Below are 19,900 nucleotides of genomic sequence, written 5' to 3'. Positions count from 1 at the left end.
GCACACCCCAGAGCCTGCCTTGAAACCACCCGGCAAGGCAAGCCCCGAAATGCGTCCCCACCCCGTTAGAACGACTCGCCCTTGGCAGCTTTTTCCAGCAGCAGCGCAGGCGGTGCGAAACGCTCACCGTACTGCTCCGCCAGGTACTGCGCCCGGGCGACAAAGTCCTTCACGCCATATTGGTTGATGAACTGCAACGCGCCGCCCGTCCATGCCGCAAAACCGATGCCGAAGATCGAGCCGACGTTGGCGTCAGCCGTCGACGTCAGCACGCCCTCCTCCACACAACGCACGGTTTCGATGGCCTGCACGAACAGCAGTCGATCACGCACATCCTTCGGCGAAATCTGCCCGTCGGCTTTCTCGAAACGGTTTTTCAGCTCGGGCCAAAGATGTTTCTGCCCACCCGCCGGGTACTCGTAAAAACCGCCTCCCGCTGCCTTGCCCGGCCGCTTGTATTCGTTGAGCAGCAAGTCAATCACGGCGAACGCCGGGTGCTCAATCAGCGGTTTCCCTTCTGCTTGAAGGTCTTTGGCCGTTTGCTGACGGATATGGCTCATCAGGCTGAGGGAAACTTCGTCAGAGATCGCCAGCGGTCCGACAGGCATGCCGGCCTTGCGCGCTTCGGTCTCGATCATCGGCGCACTGACGCCCTCACCGAGCATCGCAATGCCTTCATTGGTAAAGGTGCCGAATACTCGCGACGTGAAGAAGCCGCGACTGTCGTTGACCACTATCGGGGTTTTCTTGATTTGCAGTACGAAATCGAACCCGCGTGCGAGGGTTTCGTCGCTGGTTTGCGCGCCCTTGATGATTTCCACCAGCGGCATCTTTTCCACCGGGCTGAAGAAGTGCAGGCCGATGAACTTGCTTTGATCCGGTACTGCGGTCGCCAGGCCAGTGATGGGCAAGGTCGACGTGTTGGAAGCAATCACCGCGTCGGCGCCAACCACCTGTTGCGCTGCTGCCGAGACCTTGGCCTTGAGTTGACGATCCTCGAACACCGCCTCGATGATCAGATCGCAACCTGCCAGATCGTCATCGCTTTCGGTCGGATGAATCCGCGCCAGCACCGCTTCACGCTGCTGCGCAGACATTTGCCCGCGAGCAACTTTCTTGTCCAGCAGCGCCGCCGAATGCGCCTTGCCCTTTTCCGCAGCCGCAAGGTTGATGTCCTTGAGCACCACGTCGATCCCGGTCGAGGCGCTGACATAAGCGATCCCGGCGCCCATCATGCCCGCGCCGAGCACGCCCACGCGTTTCGTCACATAAGGCGCAAAACCCTGCGGCCGCGAACCGCCGGCATTGATTTCATTGAGCTGGAACCAGAACGTGCCGATCAGGTTTTTCGAGATCTGGCCGGTGGTCAGTTCGGTGAAATAGCGGGTTTCGATCAGGTGCGCCGTGTCGAAATCCACCTGCGCGCCTTCCACAGCCGCACACAGAATTTTCTCCGGTGCCGGCAACGTACCCTGGGTTTTGGTGCGCAGGATCGACGGCGCAATCGCCAGCATCTGCGCGACTTTCGGATTGGATGGCGTGCCGCCGGGAATCTGATAACCCTTCACATCCCAACGCTGCACGGCCGCAGGATTGGCCAGAATCCAGGCCCGGGCCTTGGCCAGCAGCTCATCGCGATCCGCCGCCAGCTCATCGATCAATCCGGCCTGCAACGCCTGCTGCGGACGGACTTTCTTGCCTTCAAGCAGATACGGCAAAGCCTTTTCGATGCCAAGCATGCGCACCATGCGCACCACGCCACCGCCGCCCGGCAACAGGCCGAGGGTCACTTCCGGCAAACCGAGTTGCACCGACGCATCGTCCAGCGCCACGCGGTGGTGGCAGGCCAGGCAGATTTCCCAGCCACCGCCGAGCGCCGCGCCGTTGATCGCCGCCACCACCGGTTTGCCGAGGGTTTCCAGGGTGCGCAACTGGCCCTTGAGGGTCAGCACCATGTCGTAGAAAGCCTTGGCTTCGGGCTTGCCGACCTTGATCAGTTCATTCAGGTCGCCGCCGGCGAAGAAGGTTTTCTTGGCCGAGGTGATGATCACCCCGGCGATGTCATCTTTTTCCGCCTGCAAACGGGCGACGCTTTCGGCCATGGCTTCGCGGTACACCGCGTTCATGGTGTTGGCGCTCTGGCCCGGCATGTCGATGGTCAGGAGGACGATGCCGTCCTGGCCTTTTTCGTAACGAATGGCTTGGGTCATGACAGGATTCCTTGGGGTCAGAGGCGTTCGATGATGGTGGCGATGCCCATGCCGCCGCCGACGCACAGCGTCGCGAGGCCGTAGCGCAGGCGCCGGGCTTCCAGTTCATCGAGCAAGGTGCCGAGAATCGCGCAACCGGTGGCGCCCAGCGGGTGGCCCATGGCGATCGAGCCGCCATTGACGTTGACCTTGTCCGGGTCGACGGCCATGTCCTTGATGAATTTCAGCACCACCGAGGCGAACGCCTCGTTGACCTCGAACAGGTCGATGTCTTCCACCCGCAGCCCGGCCTTGGCCAGCGCCTTGCGAGTGGCCGGCGCCGGGCCGGTGAGCATGATGGTCGGGTCAGTGCTGGTGACCGCCGTGGCGACAATCCGCGCCCGGGGTTGCAGGCCCAGCGCACGCCCCTTCGCTTCCGAGCCGATCAACATCAGCGCCGCGCCGTCGACGATCCCCGAGCTGTTGCCCGGCGTGTGCACATGATTGATGCGCTCGACATGGCTGTAGACCCGCAGTGCCGTGGCGTCGAAGCCCATCTGGCCGATCATCTCGAAGCTCGGCTTGAGTTTGCCCAGACCTTCAAGGGTCGACTCGGCGCGAATGAACTCATCGTGATCGAGCAGGATGATGCCGTTCTGATCCTGCACCGGCACCAGCGACTTGTTGAACGAACCGTCGGCCCGGGCACGCGCGGCTTTCTGCTGTGAGTGCAGCGCGTAGGTATCGACATCCTGCCGGCTGAAGCCTTCAAGGGTGGCGATCAGGTCGGCGCCGACGCCTTGCGGCGTGAAGTGGCTGTGCAGGTTGGTCTGCGGGTCCAGCGCCCAGGCGCCGCCGTCGCTGCCCATCGGCACGCGGGACATGGATTCGACGCCACCAACCACCACCAGGTCTTCGAACCCGGAGCGCACTTTCATCGCCCCCAGGTTCACCGCTTCCAGCCCCGAGGCGCAGAAGCGGTTGATCTGCACGCCCGCGACGCTGACGTCCCAATCGGCCACCTGCACGGCGGTCTTGGCGATGTCGGAGCCCTGATCGCCAATCGGCGTGACGCAACCGAGCACCACGTCATCGACCTGGCTGGTGTCCAGCACGGTGCGCGCTTGCAAAGCGGTCAGCAGCCCGGCCACCAGGTTCACCGGCTTGACGCTGTGCAGCGATCCGTCGGCCTTGCCCTTGCCACGGGGCGTGCGTAACGCGTCGAAAATCAAAGCTTGGGTCATGACGTCCTCGAACCTGTGCGGTGAGTGAAATTCGTGCTGTCACTGTTGTCTTCGCAGGCCAAGGATTCAATGACCACAGCGCTCAATGACGTTGACGCGCACGCTCAGACGGACGGTCATCCGTGTCTTGGTTAACCGGTTCAGGTGCGCGAGCTGTCTAGCAAACGGGCGGCAAAGAAGCTGGCAATGGGCCTCATGCCTTTTTAATCGCGACAGGTAGCAAATACATACGAAATGGATCTAAGCCAAGCGTGACGCGGGCCCTAAGGTGAAGATGTACGTCGTTGTCGTCGGGTTTTGCCGAGACAGGCGTTCGCTACAGGAAGTGCAGCGCTTGCCGTCATGGATATGCAGGCAGGCATCAGGAAATAACAAAAAAGGCGGTCAAGCCATGTTCAAACAACCGAAAGTACGGCAAGCAGGGCTCATTCTTTTCGCCACGACGCTGTTGTTGATTCTGCCGAACCTGACCAAGGTCATCGGCTGATTCAAGCGGCAGGTATTGTTCATCGCCACTGAAAATGTGACTGGCCCGCTACCCGGGCCAGCGTGGCTGTGCCAACCTTTGCGCACTTCCACGACACGGACGGCGATCACTTGAAAACGCTCATTCTGTTCGGGGCCATGCTGCTGAGCATGCCCCTGTCTGCCGCGCAGCTGAACCTGGAGCTGGGCGCGAACAGCCGCACCTGGCAGACCGAGGAGTTGCTCAAGCATCCTCAGGTACAAACTCTCACGATCAAGAATGATGTGTCCTACAAGAAGGACATGACTTATCGCGCCGTGCCGATGGCCGCGCTGCTGACCGGCATCAAACCGGACGATCATCTGCAAGCCGTAGCGCTGGACGGTTTTGCCGCAGAGCTGTCCGCCGCGCCGCTACTGAACAACAAGGGTTCACGCGCCTGGCTCGCCATCGAAGATCCGGCGCAGCCCTGGCCGCCGCTGTCGGAAGGCAAGCACAGCGCCGGGCCGTTTTATCTGGTGTGGACCGATCCGCAAGCCGGCAATATCAGCCCGGAACAATGGCCGTTCGAAGTGGCGAGCATCAAGCGCATGGCGCCGGTGGCCGAGCGCTTCCCTGCCCTGTTGCCGGATCCTGCGTTGAAGGCCGATGACCCGGTGAATCAGGGGTTTGCGCTGTTCCAGAAGAACTGTCTGGCGTGCCATCGCCTGAATGGCGCGGGCGATGCGCAGTTCGGTCCGGACCTGAATATTCCCTACAACCCGACCGAGTACTTCGGCGCGGACTTCCTCAAGCGCTATATCCGCGATCCGCAGAGTCTGCGTCAGTGGCCGCAGGCGAAGATGCCGGGGTTTTCCGCCGAAGTGTTGCCGGATGCGGATCTGCAGAAGCTGATCGGGTATTTGCAGCACATGGCCGGGCGCAAGGTTGCGCCCGCCAAGTAAGCCAACTACGCCGTTTACTGCTGCTGCACCGAGATGATTGGCGCTGGTGTCGGCGACACCAGCACTTTCGCGTGCATCTGCTCTGAGCCGCCGCCCCGGCGCATCCCGCGCACCGGGCAGGCATCCAGATAATCCAGACCCACCGCCAGTTTCAGGTGCCGCTCCGGCCGCGCCAGTTCATTGGTCACGTCAAAGCTGTACCAGGCGTCATCGATCCAGGCTTCGGCCCAGGCATGACTGGCCAGATGCTCGCAATCCTCGCTGTACAGATAACCCGACACATACCGCGAAGGCACACCGAGGCTGCGCGCGCAGGCCAGAAACGCGTGGGCGTGATCCTGGCAAACACCCGCCCGGCCGGCAAACGCTTCGGCGGCGCTGGTGTCGACTTCGGTGGCGCCCGGCTTGTAGGTCATGTGCTGGTTCAAACCATGCATCAGATCGATCAGTGCATTGCGGTCCCGACGCTGTTTGCAGGACATCTCGGCAAACGCCCGCAATGCCTCGTCAGCCTCGGTCAGCCGGGTGAAACGCAGGAACGGCAGCGCCGACTGACTCTCGTGCTCCGCCTCGCGCAACTCGTCGATATCGACCTGCCCCCGGGCGCCGATGATGATCGCTTCGTGGGGCTCGTCCATAGTCAGCACATGCAGGATGTTGCCGAACGGGTCGAGCTGGGCACGCACCGGGCGCGGCAGATCGAGTTGCCAGCTCAGCACGTGCTGACGCTCGCTGTCGTGGGGTGTCAGGCGCAGGTACTGGATGCTCGCGCGCACCTGATCTTCGTAGTGATAGGTGGTCTCGTGGCTGATGGAAAGTCTCATGCGGCCTCCAGGTAGGAACTGTGAATGGCGTTGCCCAGCTGGCGCACCAGCGGGATGAATTCGGTGAGCCAGGCGTGCAGCCCTTCCTCGAGAATTTCTTGAATGCCGGTGTAGCGCAGACGCGCGTCCATTTCCGCCGCCAGTCGTTGCGCAGGACGACCGTTAGCCCCCGGCAATTGCGCGAGAATCTGGTCGATCTCTTCGGTGCAGGCCCGCAGCGAACGCGGCACGTCGGCGCGCAGCAACAGCAGCTCGGCCACATGCCGGGCGCCGGGCGCATCGCGATAGATCTCGGTGTAGGCCTCGAACGATGACAGCGCCCGCAACAGCGCACTCCACTGGTAATAGGCGTGAGCGGTGCCGTCGCTGACCGCTTCGGCCTGATCGCCGGCCATCTCGTAACGAGCATCGAGCAGGCGCAAGGTGTTGTCAGCGCGTTCGATGAAGGTGCCCAGGCGAATGAAACGAAACGCATCGTTACGCATGATGGTGCCGTAGGACGCGCCCCGAAACAGGTGCGAACGCTCCTTGATCCACTCGCAGAAACGGCTCATGCCATAGCGGCTGAGGCCCTGATTGGCGATCCCGCGGATCTCCAGCCAGGTGGCGTTGATGTTCTCCCACATGTCGGCGGTGATCCGACCGCGCACCGCGTGGGCGCTGGCCCGCGCCGCACCGAGGCAGCTATAGATGCTCGCCGGATTCGCCGCGTCGAGGGCGAAGAAATGCAGCAAGCGCTCGGCATGCAGCTCGCCGTGACGTTCCAGGTAATCGTCCAGCGTGCCGGTGATCAACAGCGGCATCGCCAGTTCGTGCAGACCGTCGCCACGGCCGTCCTGCGGCATCAGCGACAGCGAATAGCTGACATCGAGCATCCGTGCGAGGTTTTCCGCCCGCTCCAGGTAACGCGACATCCAGTACAGATCCGAGGCAGTTCTACTTAACATGGCAGGCTTCCTTCAATCCTCGACCACCCAGGTGTCCTTGGTTCCGCCGCCCTGGGATGAATTCACCACCAGAGAGCCTTCACGCAGGGCCACACGGGTCAAACCGCCGGGCACGACCCGGGTTTCGCGACCGGACAATACGAACGGGCGCAGGTCGATATGGCGCGGCGCAATGCCGTTTTCGACAAAGGTCGGACAGGTCGACAGCGACAGCGTCGGTTGCGCGATGTACGCGTGGGGCTTGGCCTTGATCCGCTCGCGGAACGCATCGATTTCCGCGGTCGTCGCCGCCGGCCCCACGAGCATTCCGTAACCGCCGGAGCCCTGGGTTTCCTTGACCACCAGATCCGGAAGATTGGCCAGGACATGGGAAAGTTCAGACGGATTGCGGCATTGCCAGGTCGGCACGTTCTTCAGGATCGGCTCTTCGTCGAGGTAGAAACGGATCATCTCGGTAACGAACGGGTACACCGATTTGTCGTCCGCCACGCCGGTGCCGATCGCATTGGCCAGCACCACGTTGCCCGAGCGATACGACGACAGCAGTCCCGGCACGCCGAGCATCGAATCCGGGCGGAACGCCAGCGGATCGAGGAACGCGTCGTCGAGCCGACGGTAGATCACGTCCACCGCTTTCGGGCCGTCGGTGGTGCGCATGAAAACCTTGTCGTCGCGCACGAACAGATCCGCGCCCTCCACCAGCTCCACGCCCATTTCCCGGGCGAGAAACGCATGCTCGAAAAACGCGCTGTTGAACCGTCCCGGCGTCAGCACCACCACACTCGGGTCGTCGATCGGGCTTGAGCTTTTCAGGGTGTCGAGCAGCAGGTTCGGGTAATGGTCGATCGGGGCGATGCGCTGGGCCGCGAACAGTTCGGGGAACAGGCGCATCATCATCTTGCGGTCTTCGAGCATGTAGCTCACGCCGCTCGGTGTGCGCAGGTTGTCCTCGAGCACGTAATACGTGCCGTCGCCGTCGCGCACCAGATCGACGCCGGAGATGTGCGAATAGATATCGCGGTGCAGATCCAGCCCCTGCATTGCCAACTGGTATTGCTCGTTGGCCAGCACCTGCTCGGCAGGAATGATCCCGGCCTTGATGATGCGCTGCTCGTGGTAAAGGTCGGCGAGGAACATGTTCAACGCCTTGACCCGCTGGATGCAGCCGCGCTCGACGATCCGCCACTCGCTGGCGGGGATGCTGCGCGGAATGGTGTCGAAGGGAATCAGGCGTTCTGTCCCTTGCTCGTCCCCGTAGAGCGTGAAAGTAATCCCGGCACGATGGAACAGCAGATCGGCCTCGCGTCGCCGCTGGGCCAGCAGTTCATCAGGCGTTTCGGCCAGCCAGCGGGCAAACTCCCGGTAATGCGGGCGAACCTGGCCGCCGGCATCGTACATTTCATCAAAATAGGTGCGGATCATGCCGTACTCCTTGTCACCCCGGACATACAGGCCTTCGCAAGGCCCGTGCCATCGGCATAAACGCTTTGATTTCAATCGGTTGGATATTCACGCCACACGCACCGCACCATTCCTGTGCGGCAAATGCCCCAACCTGATCGCCCCCGCTTCATTGCGACGCAGTCCCGTCGCCTATCACCAGCATAGTCAGAGTTGATTTCACTGCCCGCCGGCGGCTGCGGATAATCCGCGCATCCGCTGCAAAAACGTCGCCGACGAATTACGCAGCTCCACTGATCCGGCTTGCCTCGGCAGCCCTCCCGGCCGTAACCCTGACCGGTTTCCTCTCCTTCCGGTCTTCCCTTTCAGCCACCTTTTCAGGTGGCTTTTTTTTGCGCCGGTTTCTTGTTTCAGGGTTTTGCCATGCGCTTTCGGGGCGGCAGAAACGACAACGGCCGACCCGAAGGTCAGCCGTAGCTCGACGTGTTGCGAGAGTGATCAGTTCAAACGGTGCCGGTTGCGGATCTCCTGTTTCACGCCCCAGCCTTCGATGATGCCGCCCAAGGGCTCGACCACCGCCGAAAAGCCCTGCTCGAAATCGCCAATGTCGTCGTAGGTTGCGTACATCACCTTGCTCAATTCCAGAGACCAGGCGCCGTCGTCGCGCGCACTGACCTGGGCATTGATGGATTCACCGCGAAACTTGCCTGCCGCCCTGCGCGCCCGCTCCTCGTCCGGGAAAATGGCGTAGAACTCGATGGGATGGAATCGGGAAAAATCGAAACCGCCTTCTTTCATGCGGCGCAGCACGCTGCTGCTGATGTCTTCTTGATAGGCTGTGCTCATGAATCGTCCCCCTCGCATAGATGGATAGACTTTCCGTATTCCCTGCACTGACCCAACGGGCCCGGGTGCTTACGGCAACCGCGTTGCCGGCGGGAAACAAGCATGTAGCTGACAAGACCAGACCTTAGCGATCCGTTCGCTGATCTCGCTTGCAGAGTAGCCCCAAGATAGAGCCGCTGCCAAGGCCTGGTACATGAAGAAAATGAAGATTCAGATTGGGGTGATGCTGCGGATTTCGATGCTGTTCTGGGTTTTCAGGCTTTTCACGCCGGCATCGGCGGTGCGCCCTTCCAGATCGTTCAGGTCAAGCTCGGCGGCGACTGGCAGGAGTCGTTCCTTGATGAGGCGGGCTGCCCGTTCATGGCTGGGGCATTCCTCGCACTCGAAGACTTCGTCGATCGTTTCACCATGATCGTCCACGAAAGTGACTTTCCACTTTGACATCGGAGCCTCCTCGATCAAACCCGCAAATGGGCTTACACCTATCTCGACTTTTGTCAGGATTGATCGTTCAAAAGGTTTACACCGATGCAACATGAAAAAAGCCGAGGCCGGCGTGTTTTCGCACACCGGCCTCGGCTTTTTCTGACCCGCGAACGATCAGTCGTTGCTTGGCTTGTTCACTGCTTGCAGCACGTATTGCGGCAAGGCGAAGGCGCCGATATGGATTTCCGGGTTGTAGTAGCGGGTGACGATGCCGCTGCCGATGAAGCGTTGTTGCAATACTTCGCGGCTCAGCTTGCGGTAGGCCGGGTTGGTCGAGCCCCAGGCGAAGGTCATCGAACCACCGATGTAGGTCGGCACGGCCGCCTGATAGAAGTGCCAGTCCGGGAACAGGCTGCGCAGGCGGCCGGCGGTGGTTTTCACTTCTTCGATCTGCATGAACGGCGTGCCGTTCTGGGTCACGAGGATGCCGCCCTCGTTCAGGCAGCGGTGGCAGGCCTGGTAGAAGTTTTCCGAGAACAGCACTTCACCCGGGCCGATCGGGTCGGTGGAGTCGGAAATGATCACGTCGAACTTTTCAGTGGTGGTCGCGACGAAACGCATGCCGTCATCGATCACCAGATTCAGGCGTGGATCGTCGTAGGCGCCCTTGGAGTGGTTCGGCAGGAACTCCTTACACATGTCGACCACGGTGCCGTCGATCTCGACCATGGTGATGTGCTCGACGCTGGCGTGCTTGGTCACTTCGCGCAGCATGCCGCCGTCGCCGCCGCCGATGATCAGCACTCGCTTGGCGGTGCCGTGGGCGAGGATCGGCACGTGGGTGAGCATTTCGTGGTAGATGAATTCATCGGCTTCGGTGGTCTGGATCACGCCGTCCAGCGCCATCACCCGGCCCATGCGCGGGTTCTGGAAAATCACCAGGTGCTGGTGTTCGGTGCGCACTTCGTGCAGCAGTTTTTCCATGCGAAAACGCTGGCCGTAGCCTTCGTAGAGGGTTTCCAGGTATTCGCTGGTCTTGGTGACGGTCATGGTGAAGTGCTCCGATGAATGCGCGGGCGCCAATCGTCAGGTTCGATTGCCCGGGAAAGGCGCGCATTCTACGTTGCCGAAGATGACAGGTCGAACCTCAGTTCATCGGCCCGACCCAATCAGGGTGCGAACGGTCAGATCCGCACATTGCCCCGCGGCCCGGCAATCGCCCAGATGATCAGGCCCAGCACCGGCAGGAGGATGATGAGCAGCACCCAGAGGATTTTCATCCCGGTCTCGGCGCCGCTTTTCAGCACATTGATGATCGCCCAGATGTCGAGCGCAAGAATGATCAGGCCGACCAGGCCGTTGAACGTGGAACCCATGGTGTCGCTCCAGAATAGTGGCATGCACTTTTAGGATAGACGGTCGCGCACAGGGTTCCCTTTTATTGCATTCAGACGTGAACGGCGACCTTCAGGGCTTCCAGCGACGGCGCGGCGGCAATGCCGACTTCGGCGCACAGTTCCAGTACGCGCGGCACGTCGTTGTCGTAGACCAGCACCACTTGCAGCTCGTCATCGAGCAACTGGCTGAAGTTCATCAGGGTGTAACCGCCGTTTTCCTTGTTCAGGCTGCTCATCTGCACCTGGATGCGGTTGAGCGCGGTCAGCGCTTCGGTCTTGGCCAGTTGCTTGGGCTTGAGGTTGAAGTCGACGCCCGGGCCGAACGAGGCAACGATCTGCGCGAACAGGTCGGCGTAGGTGTCGGCCTGGAACAGCACGGTCTCTGGCAGGCTGCCGACCACGACCCACTCGCCCAGCGGAATCGGGAAAGTGTCGTCGTAGTTGATGTCCGGGTTGGCGGTCAGAAAAGCGTCGGCATCGGCGTAGGCCTGTGCCGCTTCGTCAGCGACCTTCAGGATCTCGTCTTCGCCCATGCAGCCGGAGCTGATTTTGCTGATGAGTTCGGCGAGTGCGGCTTTCATGGGGGCGGATCCTGTGGCGAAGGGAATTTTGAGGGCGCGAAGGATAGCGCATTCTCGCCTTCGCCACAGAGCGGGTTCCGGCCAGCGGCTTCAGCCCAGCAGTTTTTCCAGCTGCGCAGTAGTGTCGACAGCGCCCATTGTGCGGGCCGCGTCCAGCGCGGTGATGCCGTTGGCATCCTTGGCTTTCGGGTCGGCGCCCTGGTCGATCAGGAAGTCGACGATTTCAACGCGGTTGAACATCGCCGCCATCATCAGCGCCGTGCGGCCGTCGAAGGAGGCGCCTTCGATCTGCGCGCCACCGGCCACCAACGCCTTGACCACCGCCAGATCACCTTTGAACGCGGCGCCGGCAATCGGGCTCTGGCCGTTGCCGTTGCGTTGTTCCGGGTCAGCCTTGTGCTTGAGCAACACTTGCACCGCGTCCACATGCCCGTAGTAACTGGCGAGCATCAGCAGGGTGTCGCCCTTGCTGTTGGTCAGGTTCACCGGCAGACCGGCAGTGATCAGGCGATCCAGCATCACCGCATCGCCCTCGCGCGCCTTGTTGAATACCTGCTCGGTGAATTCGGCAGCTTCTTCTGGGGTCATCTGGCGGCTTTGGTCGGACATGGGGCAACTCCACTTTCGGTCTATCGGAAAGCCGATAGTTTCCCGAGCGCGGCGATAGCTGTCATCCCCTTTTTTCCAAGACCGCCGATAGCCAATATCAATAGCGGTACTTGCCTGCCCGGATGTCCGCAAGGATTTCATCCGTGACCTGCACGTAGGTTTCAGTCCCCGGCAGCCAGGCGTAAATCGGATCATCCCCCGTCTGGCCGGGGTCGAAGCCTTCGTTTTTCAGGCGGGTTTTCTGGTATTTGAAGGTGCCGGTGGTTTCCATTTTCACCTTGACCCGCAAGAACAGCGGCACCGCGTAGGCCGGCATGCGCTGGCGGGCGAAAGCCAGCAGCTCGGCGAAATCCAGGGTCGCCAAAGACTCGGCCGGGGTGATCGCCGCCATCCCGGCGCGGCCATTGGTGTTGGGGATTTCCACGCCATAGGCCACCGCTTCGGAAATATGCGGATGCTGGAGCAGCAGATTCTCGACCTCGGTGGTCGAGACGTTCTCGCCCTTCCAGCGGTAGGTGTCGCCGAGGCGGTCGACAAACTGCGCATGACCGAATCCGATGTTGCGCAGCAGATCGCCGGTGTTGAAAAAGCGATCGCCCTTGTTGAACACGTCCTGCAACACGACCTTGGCGGTTTTCTGCGGATCGGTGTAGCCGTCCAGCGGCGCCTTTTCATCGATCCGCGCCAGCAGCAGGCCCCGCTCGCCCCGGCCGACCTTGCGCATGAATCCATCATCGCCGCGAATCGGTTCGCCGCTGTCCTGGTCGTAGGCCACCAGTTCCCAGGCCATCAGCGAGAAACCGATGGTGTTTTCGAAATTGAGGATGTTGGTGAAGCCGATATTGCCGTCGCTGGCGGCGTAAAGCTCACAGATGTGATCCACGCCGAAGCGGGTCTTGAACTCGGCCCACGCACCGGGTCGCAGGCCGTTGCCGATCATCTTGCGCACGTCGTGACGACTGTCGTCGGCGCTGAGCGGCTGATCCACCAGATACCGGCACAACTCGCCGACGTAACCGATGGTGGTTGCGCGGTAGCGGCGCACATCGCTCCAGAACTGCCGGGCGCTGAACTTGCGGCGAATGGCGAAACCCGACGCGCCATTGACCGCCGAACCCCAGCACACGCAAAGCCCGGTGGCGTGGTACAGCGGCAAGGTGCAATAGACGATGTCGTTCGGGCGCATGTCGAGGGCGATCATGCCGAAGCTCGCCGAACTGCGCATCCAGCGTCCGTGCTTGAACACCCCGGCCTTGGGCAAACCGGTGGTGCCGGAGGTGTAGATATAAAAACAGGGATCGTCGAAGAAAATCTGCCGGCTACTAGCCGGGTTGTCGCCAGAGGCATCGGCACTGGCGCTGATCAGGTTGATATAACCCTCGGGCGCGATGCCCGGATGGCTGAAGGTATCCTGATCGGCGACGAACCATGCGCGCGCTGCCGAGATCGCTACTTCCTCGCGTACCGCCGCAAATGCCGGCAGCAATTCTTCACCGACGACAATCGCCGCCGGTGTCACCAGATTGATGCTGTGGATCAGCGTATCGCGGGTCTGCGAGGTATTGAGCAGCGCGCTGACCGCACCGACTTTGGCCAGGGCCAGAATCGTCACCAGCAGTTCCGGGCGGTTCTCGATGAACACCGCCACCACATCGCCCTTGCCGATGCCCTGCCCGATCAAATAATGGGCGATGCGGTTGGCCCACTGGTTGACCTGTGAATAACTCAGCACCACCTCGCCCGACAGCAGCGCGGGGCCTTCGGGATTGCGCAGGGTCGCTTGCTCGAATGTCCAGCCCAGGCCACAGGTTTGGGTCGGATCCTTGACGTTGGCCACCTTCATGCCTTTCACCACCCGAGGGATGGCTTTGGCAATCATCGGCAGTTTGCGGAGCATCATGCCCCAGGTAATCGTGTCGCTCGGCGCGTGGCGCATGGCAGCTCCCGTTCGACCTTGACGTGCAGGCCGGATTTTTATTGTCGGGCAATCGGGTGAGGCAACCAGCGCTTCTCGAGCGAGGGTCGAGGCCGAAAATACGTCAGGGCTTCGCGGGCTGTACACGCGGTTTTTGCAATGTTTTGTATCCGCCAGCGCTACAAGGCGAAGCGGGATTGCGGCCCGCCGGAATGGTTCCATCGGATCGACAGCGATCCCGCAAAATGCAGGATGCACGATGGCCATTCATGCAGATTGCACGACGATGGGAATTAGACAATTTTATAAGCTATTGATTTATAACGATTTTTAAAAAAATAAATACTGGCACAATCGCTGCAACTCCCTACGCATGCTTGCCATTCAAGTGCATACGGAGCTGAAAGACATGAGCCTGATCCAAGAAAAATTTACCTCCCTGTTCTCCAACTTCAATGTCACCACTGCGCCACGTCCCGATGGCGGGATTCTGCTGACGCTGAAGAGTGCCGACGGCAAAGTGTTCAAACGTGCGCTGACCTATCAGCAACTGCATGCCGGCGACCAACTGTCGTGGGCAATCAGCGCGATCCGTCGTGATCTGGCGGAACAAGCCAGCGAGCTGCCGCAGATCGGCATGCTGCAAAGTCAGCAGCGTTTTGCCCTGCCGACCTATCACTCGATGTAATTCGAACACCGTATAAACGGACAGGCCGTGGAGCTTTCGCTTCACGGCCTGTTTTTTTTGCGCGTCGATTGTGTGAACTCAGAACGCTTCCGGTTCGATCCCGGTGAAGCTGTCCACGGTTACATGCCCTGCCAACTCCCCGCCTTCACGGGCCAGCCCGCAGGTTTGCAGGCCGGCGGCCTGGGCGGCATCGAGTTCCTGGACGATGTCGGACAGGAACAGGATCTCCTGCGGCTCGACCCCGATGGCCTGCTGGATATTGCTGTACGACTGCGCCTCGCGCTTGGGGCCCGACGTGGTGTCGAAGTAGCCATTGAACAGCGGCGTCAGATCCCCTGCTTCCGAGCAGCCGAAAATCAGCTTCTGCGCCTGAATCGAACCGGACGAATACACAAACAGTTGATAACCGGCCTGATGCCAGCGCTGGAGCGCTTCAACGGCGTCCGGATAAACATGGCCTTTCAACTGCCCGGCCTGATAACCCTGTTCCCAGACCATGCCTTGCAACGCTTTCAGCGGCGTGGCCTTGCGGTCTTCGGCGATCCAGTCCAGCAGAATTTCCACGACCCGCTCGACGTCAGCCTGCGGTTCGTTGCTGTCGCGGCGCACGGCATCCAGTTGCTCGGCAACGTCGGCACGCTGGGCGTTCTGGCGAACGAAGTCCGGCAGGTGTTTGGCGGCATACGGAAACAGCACGTCGAACACAAAACTCACCGCGCTGGTGGTGCCTTCGATGTCGGTGAGAATGACCTTGATCGACATCGGCTCAGTCCTCCAGACGCGGGAAGCGGCCGGCGATGTCTTCGCCGGTGAAGTTGGCGACCCAGCCTTCAGGGTTGTTGAACAGGCGGATCGCCACGAAATGCGGGTTCTCGCCCATGTCGAACCAGTGCTTGGTGCCGGCTGGCACCGAAATCAGGTCGTTCTTTTCGCACAGCACGGCGTAGACGTAATCGTCGATGTGCAGGGTAAACAGGCCACGACCGGCGACGAAAAAACGCACTTCGTCTTCGCCATGCCGATGTTCTTCGAGGAACTTGGCGCGGAATTCGGCTTTTTGCGGGTGATCGCTGTTGAGGCTGATCACATCGACAGTGATGTAGCCGCGCTCGGTCATCAGTTTGTCGATCTGTTCTTTATAGGCACCGATCACTTCTTCCTGGCTGGCGCCGGGCTGGATCTTCGCGGCGGCTTGCCAGCGGTCGAAGCGCACGCCCTGCTCGGCCAGGGTCGAGGCGATGTCTTCGAAATGGGTCAGCACCTTGTTCGGAATTTCGGGGCTGGAAACGTGATAGACGGACAGGCTGCTCATGGGGCATTCCTCGGTATCGGCCTTGCCGTCCGGTTCTTCGAGACCGGTCGGGCACTGCATTCATCAGGCAAATGGGCTGGTTCTGGTGAAGTCAGCCTTGGCGGTTCATGACGCTGCGGGTCTTCAACTCGCATTCAAACAGAAATTCAAAGGCCTCGATCTGGCGCAGCGCATCGCTCATCTGCGCGCCCCAGGTGTAGAGGCCGTGGCCGCGAATCAGATAACCGACGCAATCGGGATGGGCTTCAAGCCAAGGCTGCACCTTGGCGGCGAGGCGTGCAATGTCCTGATCGTTGTCGAAGATCGGCACGCGCACCCGGGACTCGTGGGTCGAGATGCCGCTGAAGGCTTTTTGCAGTTCGTAGTCTTCGAACTCGATGAAGTCTTCCGGCGTCAGGCGCGACAACACCGTGGCGTTCACCGAGTGGGTGTGCAACACCGCGCCGATCTCCGGGCGCCAGCTGTAGAGCTGGGTGTGCAACAGGGTTTCGGCGGAAGGTTTTTTGCCGGGCTCAAGACTGTTGCCGGACAGGTCGGTGGCGAGCACGTCGTCCAGGCCCAATTGGCCTTTGTGCTTGCCGGACACGGTCAGCAGCGCTTCGCTCGGCGACAGGCGCGTCGAGTAATTGCTGCTGGTGGCCGGCGACCAGCCGCGACCATAAAGAAAACGCCCGGCGTCGACAATTTGCTGGGCAAGCTGTTCACGGGTAAGGCTCATGGCCTGTCCTCTTGCATTCGAATGGCAATGATAACGGCAGCGGCGAGCGCTGCGAGACTGGCAATACTAAAGGTCAATGTCGCGCCGAGGGCATTCCAGCTGTAACCGGAATACAATGCGCCGAGCGCACCACCGGTGCCGGCCAGCGCTGCATACAACGCCTGGCCCTGCCCTTGCTGGCGCGCGCCGAAGCTACGTTGCACGAACGCGATGGCAGCCGCATGAAAGCTGCCGAACGTCGCCGCGTGCAGCACCTGGGCGAACAGCAAGACCCAGAGGAACTCGGCGAACGAACCTAGCAGCAACCAGCGCAACGCCGCCAGCAGAAAACTCGCCATCAGCACCCGCCGCAGGGAAAAACGCGCGAGGATCCGGCTCATGGCCATGAACATCAGCACTTCCGCCACCACGCCGACCGCCCAGAGCATGCCGATCACGCCACGGCTGTAGCCCAGTCGTTCGAGGTGCAGGGTCAAAAACGTGTAATACGGCCCGTGGCTCATCTGCATCAGCGCCACGCAACCGTAGAACGCCAGCACCCCGGGATTGCGCAACTGCTTGAGAAAACCTTCCCCTGTCGGCCGGTTGCCCTGAGGCGGCTGCGCGTTTGGCACCCACAGACTGCTGAGCACGATGCCGGCCATGATCAACACCAGCGCCGCCGGATAGATATCGAGGCTGAGCCATTCGAACAGGCGACCGAGGGCGACCACGGTGATGATGAAACCGATCGAGCCCCAGAGGCGGATCTGACTGTAGCGGGAGGTCTGGCCCTGCAAATGCGCGAGGGTGATGACTTCGAACTGCGGCAGCACCGCGTGCCAGAAGAAGGCGTGCAAGGCCATGACCATCGCCAGCCAGGCGTAGGTCTTGCTGACGAAAATCAATGAGAACGTCAGCAGCGTACACACCGCGCCGAAGCGCACGATGGCCAGGCGTCTGCCGGTGTAATCGCCGAGCCAACCCCAGATATTCGGCGCCACGCAGCGCATCAGCATCGGGATCGCCACCAGCTCGCCAATGCGCGCGGCGCTGAATCCGAGGTGATCGAAGTACAGCGCCAGAAACGGCGCCGTCGAACCGAGCAAGGCGAAATAGAACAGATAGAAACTGGACAGCCGCCAGTACGGGAGCGCCGCCACGGTCAGACCGCGGCGGCCTTGAGATCACCCATCAAAGCTGACCCAGCACCGGGGTGCTCACGCGCACATCGGCGTTCTGGCCACGGTGACGCAGCAGGTGATCCATCAGCACGATGGCCATCATCGCCTCGGCAATCGGCGTGGCGCGGATGCCGACGCACGGATCGTGACGACCCTTGGTGATCACGTCGACCGGGTTGCCGTCGATGTCGATCGAACGGCCCGGGGTGGTGATGCTCGAAGTCGGCTTCAACGCCAGATGCGCGACGATCGGCTGACCCGAAGAGATCCCGCCGAGGATGCCACCCGCGTTGTTGCTGAGGAAGCCTTCCGGGGTCAGCTCGTCACGGTGTTCGGTGCCCCGCTGGGCAACGCAGGCGAAACCGGCACCGATTTCCACGCCTTTGACCGCGTTGATGCTCATCAGCGCGTGGGCCAGTTCGGCGTCGAGACGATCAAAGATCGGCTCGCCCAGGCCCGGCATCACGCCTTCGGCAACAACGGTGATCTTCGCCCCGACGGAGTCCTGATCGCGACGCAGTTGGTCCATGTAGGCTTCCAGCTCCGGCACTTTGTCCGGATCCGGGCTGAAGAAGGCGTTCTGCTCGACCGATTCCCAGGTCTTGAACGGGATTTCGATCGGACCGAGCTGGCTCATGTAGCCGCGAATGACGATGCCCTGGCTGGCCAGGTATTTCTTGGCGATGGCGCCGGCCGCGACGCGCATGGCGGTTTCCCGCGCGGAGCTGCGACCGCCGCCGCGATAATCGCGCTCGCCGTATTTGTGGTGGTAGGTGTAGTCGGCGTGGGCCGGGCGGAACAGGTCCTTGATCGCCGAGTAGTCCTTGGACTTCTGGTCGGTGTTGCGGATCAGCAGGCCGATGGAGCAGCCGGTGGTGCGACCCTCGAACACGCCGGAAAGGATTTCGACTTCGTCGGCTTCCTGGCGCTGGGTGGTGTGGCGGCTGGTGCCCGGCTTGCGACGGTCGAGATCGCGTTGCAGGTCCTCAAGGGAAATCTCCAGGCCCGGCGGGCAGCCGTCGACAATGGCGACCAACGCCGGACCATGGCTTTCGCCCGCGGTGGTGACAGTGAACAGCTTGCCGTAGGTATTGCCGGACATGCAGGACGCTCCGTGAAATCGAACCCAAATTCGTGATGCGCGCCAGTATACGCAGGCTAACCGAGTAGTTCATCCTCGAACCTTAGCGGTGTGGGTGAGTCCAACCGGCACCTTGGCAAATGATGGCGTGATGATGCTGCGAGTTTTGATCTTGAGCCTTTCCCTGTTTACCGGCTTTGTCCAGGCAACTGTCCTGCAACGACCGGTCACGTTGACGACTGACAACGGCGAACTTTTCGGCTCGCTGTTGCTGCCGAAATCCGACAGCCCCGTGCCGGTTGTCCTGATCCTTTCTGGCTCGGGTCCTACCGATCGTGACGGAAACAACCCCGAAGGCGGGCGCAATGACAGCCTCAAGCGACTGGCCTGGGTTCTGGCCAAACACAATGTCGCCAGTGTGCGCTTCGACAAGCGCGGGGTGGCGGCCAGCCTTGCGGCAACCCCGGACGAGCGAAACCTGTCGGTGGAAGCCTACGTGGCGGACGCCGTGGCCTGGGGCCAGAAGCTGAAAGCCGATCCGCGCTTCGGTCCGTTGATCCTGCTCGGCCACAGCGAAGGCGCGCTGATTGCCAGCCTTGCGGCGCCAAAGGTCGACGCGGCGGCGGTCATCTCGCTTTCCGGCACGGCCCGACCGATTGATCAGGTGCTGCGCCGGCAACTGGCCCGCAGCCTCCCTCCCCCGTTGATGCTGCGCAGCAATGAACTGCTCGACAGCCTCAAGGCCGGGCATACCGACGACAATGTGCCGGCGCCTTTGCAGGTGATTTTCCGTCCGAGCGTGCAGCCGTATCTGATTTCACTGTTCCGTCAGGATCCGGCGGCGGCCTTCGCTCAACTGAAAATGCCGGCACTGATCGTGCAAGGCAGCAACGACATTCAGGTCCAGGTCGATGATGCGAAATTGCTCAAGGCCGCCAAACCGGACGCGCAACTGGCGCTGATCGAAGGCATGAACCACGTGTTGCGCATCGTGCCCAACGACGTGAAGCGGCAACTGGCCTCCTACAAGGACCCGAATTTGCCCCTGGCGGCTGAACTGGGGACACGCGTCCTTGAATTTATTGACGGACTTCGCACCCGTAGAGCTCTTTTACCCTCTAGTCCTATGGAAAACGGCCGATAAGCCTT

The 19,900-nt window shown here is 61.3% G+C and carries 20 protein-coding genes; 3 read left to right on the top strand and 17 right to left on the bottom strand.

What is annotated here, in order from left to right; all coding sequences use genetic code 11:
- Positions 1-65: 65 nt before the first annotated feature.
- Positions 66-2,210, bottom strand: a complete 2,145-nt coding sequence (locus tag AC0R79_RS09980) for a 3-hydroxyacyl-CoA dehydrogenase NAD-binding domain-containing protein (RefSeq protein WP_474734267.1) — start codon at positions 2,208-2,210, stop codon at positions 66-68.
- Between the two features lie 17 nt (positions 2,211-2,227).
- Complete coding sequence (locus tag AC0R79_RS09975) at positions 2,228-3,433, bottom strand: acetyl-CoA C-acetyltransferase (RefSeq protein WP_474734265.1); 1,206 nt, start codon at positions 3,431-3,433, stop codon at positions 2,228-2,230.
- Positions 3,434-4,057: 624 nt separating this feature from the next.
- On the opposite strand from AC0R79_RS09975, the gene AC0R79_RS09970 reads away from it, so the two are divergent.
- On the top strand, positions 4,058-4,843 hold the full coding sequence (locus AC0R79_RS09970) for a c-type cytochrome (protein WP_474735081.1): 786 nt from the start codon (positions 4,058-4,060) through the stop codon (positions 4,841-4,843).
- Between the two features lie 14 nt (positions 4,844-4,857).
- Here the strand turns inward: AC0R79_RS09970 and AC0R79_RS09965 are convergent, their stop codons facing one another.
- From AC0R79_RS09965 to AC0R79_RS09920, 10 genes are all read right to left on the bottom strand, one after another.
- Positions 4,858-5,667, bottom strand: a complete 810-nt coding sequence (locus tag AC0R79_RS09965) for a transglutaminase family protein (RefSeq protein ID WP_474734264.1) — start codon at positions 5,665-5,667, stop codon at positions 4,858-4,860.
- On the bottom strand, positions 5,664-6,614 hold the full coding sequence (locus AC0R79_RS09960) for an alpha-E domain-containing protein (protein WP_007959974.1): 951 nt from the start codon (positions 6,612-6,614) through the stop codon (positions 5,664-5,666). The genes AC0R79_RS09965 and AC0R79_RS09960 overlap by 4 nt, the downstream gene beginning before the upstream one ends.
- A gap of 12 nt (positions 6,615-6,626) precedes the next feature.
- A complete protein-coding gene (locus AC0R79_RS09955; protein WP_085690507.1) occupies positions 6,627-8,036 on the bottom strand; it encodes a circularly permuted type 2 ATP-grasp protein in 1,410 nt (469 codons plus the stop codon).
- 477 nt (positions 8,037-8,513) lie between these two features.
- Entirely contained in the window at positions 8,514-8,861 is a 348-nt protein-coding gene (locus AC0R79_RS09950; RefSeq protein ID WP_007959978.1) for a ribonuclease E inhibitor RraB, read from the bottom strand.
- Between the two features lie 210 nt (positions 8,862-9,071).
- Positions 9,072-9,305, bottom strand: a complete 234-nt coding sequence (locus AC0R79_RS09945; RefSeq protein WP_007959980.1) for a hypothetical protein — start codon at positions 9,303-9,305, stop codon at positions 9,072-9,074.
- Positions 9,306-9,461: 156 nt separating this feature from the next.
- The gene (gene speE, locus AC0R79_RS09940; protein WP_007959983.1) at positions 9,462-10,337 is read right to left on the bottom strand and encodes a polyamine aminopropyltransferase; all 876 of its coding nucleotides are present in this window, start codon (positions 10,335-10,337) and stop codon (positions 9,462-9,464) included.
- Between the two features lie 134 nt (positions 10,338-10,471).
- On the bottom strand, positions 10,472-10,663 hold the full coding sequence (locus tag AC0R79_RS09935) for a PLDc N-terminal domain-containing protein (RefSeq protein WP_007959984.1): 192 nt from the start codon (positions 10,661-10,663) through the stop codon (positions 10,472-10,474).
- Between the two features lie 71 nt (positions 10,664-10,734).
- A complete protein-coding gene (locus AC0R79_RS09930; RefSeq protein WP_474734260.1) occupies positions 10,735-11,265 on the bottom strand; it encodes a hypothetical protein in 531 nt (176 codons plus the stop codon).
- A gap of 90 nt (positions 11,266-11,355) precedes the next feature.
- The gene (locus tag AC0R79_RS09925; RefSeq protein ID WP_085608799.1) at positions 11,356-11,874 is read right to left on the bottom strand and encodes an ankyrin repeat domain-containing protein; all 519 of its coding nucleotides are present in this window, start codon (positions 11,872-11,874) and stop codon (positions 11,356-11,358) included.
- 97 nt (positions 11,875-11,971) lie between these two features.
- The gene (locus AC0R79_RS09920) at positions 11,972-13,810 is read right to left on the bottom strand and encodes a long-chain-acyl-CoA synthetase (RefSeq protein ID WP_474734259.1); all 1,839 of its coding nucleotides are present in this window, start codon (positions 13,808-13,810) and stop codon (positions 11,972-11,974) included.
- Positions 13,811-14,198: 388 nt separating this feature from the next.
- Here AC0R79_RS09920 and AC0R79_RS09915 point away from each other — a divergent pair, with 388 nt between their 5' ends.
- On the top strand, positions 14,199-14,477 hold the full coding sequence (locus AC0R79_RS09915) for a DUF3509 domain-containing protein (protein WP_007959992.1): 279 nt from the start codon (positions 14,199-14,201) through the stop codon (positions 14,475-14,477).
- 78 nt (positions 14,478-14,555) lie between these two features.
- Here the strand turns inward: AC0R79_RS09915 and mtnC are convergent, their stop codons facing one another.
- From mtnC to aroC, 5 genes are all read right to left on the bottom strand, one after another.
- On the bottom strand, positions 14,556-15,239 hold the full coding sequence (mtnC, locus tag AC0R79_RS09910; protein WP_474734257.1) for an acireductone synthase: 684 nt from the start codon (positions 15,237-15,239) through the stop codon (positions 14,556-14,558).
- 4 nt (positions 15,240-15,243) lie between these two features.
- Positions 15,244-15,789: a 1,2-dihydroxy-3-keto-5-methylthiopentene dioxygenase gene (locus AC0R79_RS09905; RefSeq protein ID WP_007959995.1), complete on the bottom strand. Its 546-nt coding sequence runs from the start codon at positions 15,787-15,789 to the stop codon at positions 15,244-15,246.
- Positions 15,790-15,880: 91 nt separating this feature from the next.
- The gene (locus tag AC0R79_RS09900) at positions 15,881-16,507 is read right to left on the bottom strand and encodes a methylthioribulose 1-phosphate dehydratase (RefSeq protein ID WP_127797381.1); all 627 of its coding nucleotides are present in this window, start codon (positions 16,505-16,507) and stop codon (positions 15,881-15,883) included.
- Positions 16,504-17,649 carry an MFS transporter gene (locus AC0R79_RS09895; RefSeq protein ID WP_011333208.1) on the bottom strand — a complete coding sequence of 382 codons (1,146 nt, stop codon included), beginning with the start codon at positions 17,647-17,649 and terminating at the stop codon, positions 16,504-16,506. Before AC0R79_RS09895 ends, AC0R79_RS09900 begins: the two co-directional genes overlap by 4 nt.
- A gap of 31 nt (positions 17,650-17,680) precedes the next feature.
- The gene (aroC, locus tag AC0R79_RS09890) at positions 17,681-18,772 is read right to left on the bottom strand and encodes a chorismate synthase (protein WP_011333207.1); all 1,092 of its coding nucleotides are present in this window, start codon (positions 18,770-18,772) and stop codon (positions 17,681-17,683) included.
- Positions 18,773-18,902: 130 nt separating this feature from the next.
- Here aroC and AC0R79_RS09885 point away from each other — a divergent pair, with 130 nt between their 5' ends.
- Positions 18,903-19,895 (top strand): alpha/beta hydrolase, encoded by a 993-nt coding sequence (locus AC0R79_RS09885; RefSeq protein WP_474734254.1) that lies wholly within the window; start codon positions 18,903-18,905, stop codon positions 19,893-19,895.
- The last annotated feature ends 5 nt before the right edge of the window (positions 19,896-19,900 follow it).

Source organism: Pseudomonas sp. HD57-3, assembly GCF_056113135.1.
Note: the sequence above shows the minus strand (reverse complement) of the source record. Positions and strands in the feature narration are given on the sequence as shown.

Bases quoted from the DNA above. Each gene is read 5' to 3' on its own strand.
- AC0R79_RS09980 (WP_474734267.1), bottom strand. From the start codon at position 2,210: ATGACCCAAGCCATTCGTTACGAAAAAGGCCAGGACGGCATCGTCCTC.
- AC0R79_RS09975 (WP_474734265.1), bottom strand. From the start codon at position 3,433: ATGACCCAAGCTTTGATTTTCGACGCGTTACGCACGCCCCGTGGCAAG.
- AC0R79_RS09970 (WP_474735081.1), top strand. From the start codon at position 4,058: ATGCTGCTGAGCATGCCCCTGTCTGCCGCGCAGCTGAACCTGGAGCTG.
- AC0R79_RS09965 (WP_474734264.1), bottom strand. From the start codon at position 5,667: ATGAGACTTTCCATCAGCCACGAGACCACCTATCACTACGAAGATCAG.
- AC0R79_RS09960 (WP_007959974.1), bottom strand. From the start codon at position 6,614: ATGTTAAGTAGAACTGCCTCGGATCTGTACTGGATGTCGCGTTACCTG.
- AC0R79_RS09955 (WP_085690507.1), bottom strand. From the start codon at position 8,036: ATGATCCGCACCTATTTTGATGAAATGTACGATGCCGGCGGCCAGGTT.
- AC0R79_RS09950 (WP_007959978.1), bottom strand. From the start codon at position 8,861: ATGAGCACAGCCTATCAAGAAGACATCAGCAGCAGCGTGCTGCGCCGC.
- AC0R79_RS09945 (WP_007959980.1), bottom strand. From the start codon at position 9,305: ATGTCAAAGTGGAAAGTCACTTTCGTGGACGATCATGGTGAAACGATC.
- speE (WP_007959983.1), bottom strand. From the start codon at position 10,337: ATGACCGTCACCAAGACCAGCGAATACCTGGAAACCCTCTACGAAGGC.
- AC0R79_RS09935 (WP_007959984.1), bottom strand. From the start codon at position 10,663: ATGGGTTCCACGTTCAACGGCCTGGTCGGCCTGATCATTCTTGCGCTC.
- AC0R79_RS09930 (WP_474734260.1), bottom strand. From the start codon at position 11,265: ATGAAAGCCGCACTCGCCGAACTCATCAGCAAAATCAGCTCCGGCTGC.
- AC0R79_RS09925 (WP_085608799.1), bottom strand. From the start codon at position 11,874: ATGTCCGACCAAAGCCGCCAGATGACCCCAGAAGAAGCTGCCGAATTC.
- AC0R79_RS09920 (WP_474734259.1), bottom strand. From the start codon at position 13,810: ATGCGCCACGCGCCGAGCGACACGATTACCTGGGGCATGATGCTCCGC.
- AC0R79_RS09915 (WP_007959992.1), top strand. From the start codon at position 14,199: ATGAGCCTGATCCAAGAAAAATTTACCTCCCTGTTCTCCAACTTCAAT.
- mtnC (WP_474734257.1), bottom strand. From the start codon at position 15,239: ATGTCGATCAAGGTCATTCTCACCGACATCGAAGGCACCACCAGCGCG.
- AC0R79_RS09905 (WP_007959995.1), bottom strand. From the start codon at position 15,789: ATGAGCAGCCTGTCCGTCTATCACGTTTCCAGCCCCGAAATTCCGAAC.
- AC0R79_RS09900 (WP_127797381.1), bottom strand. From the start codon at position 16,507: ATGAGCCTTACCCGTGAACAGCTTGCCCAGCAAATTGTCGACGCCGGG.
- aroC (WP_011333207.1), bottom strand. From the start codon at position 18,772: ATGTCCGGCAATACCTACGGCAAGCTGTTCACTGTCACCACCGCGGGC.
- AC0R79_RS09885 (WP_474734254.1), top strand. From the start codon at position 18,903: ATGATGCTGCGAGTTTTGATCTTGAGCCTTTCCCTGTTTACCGGCTTT.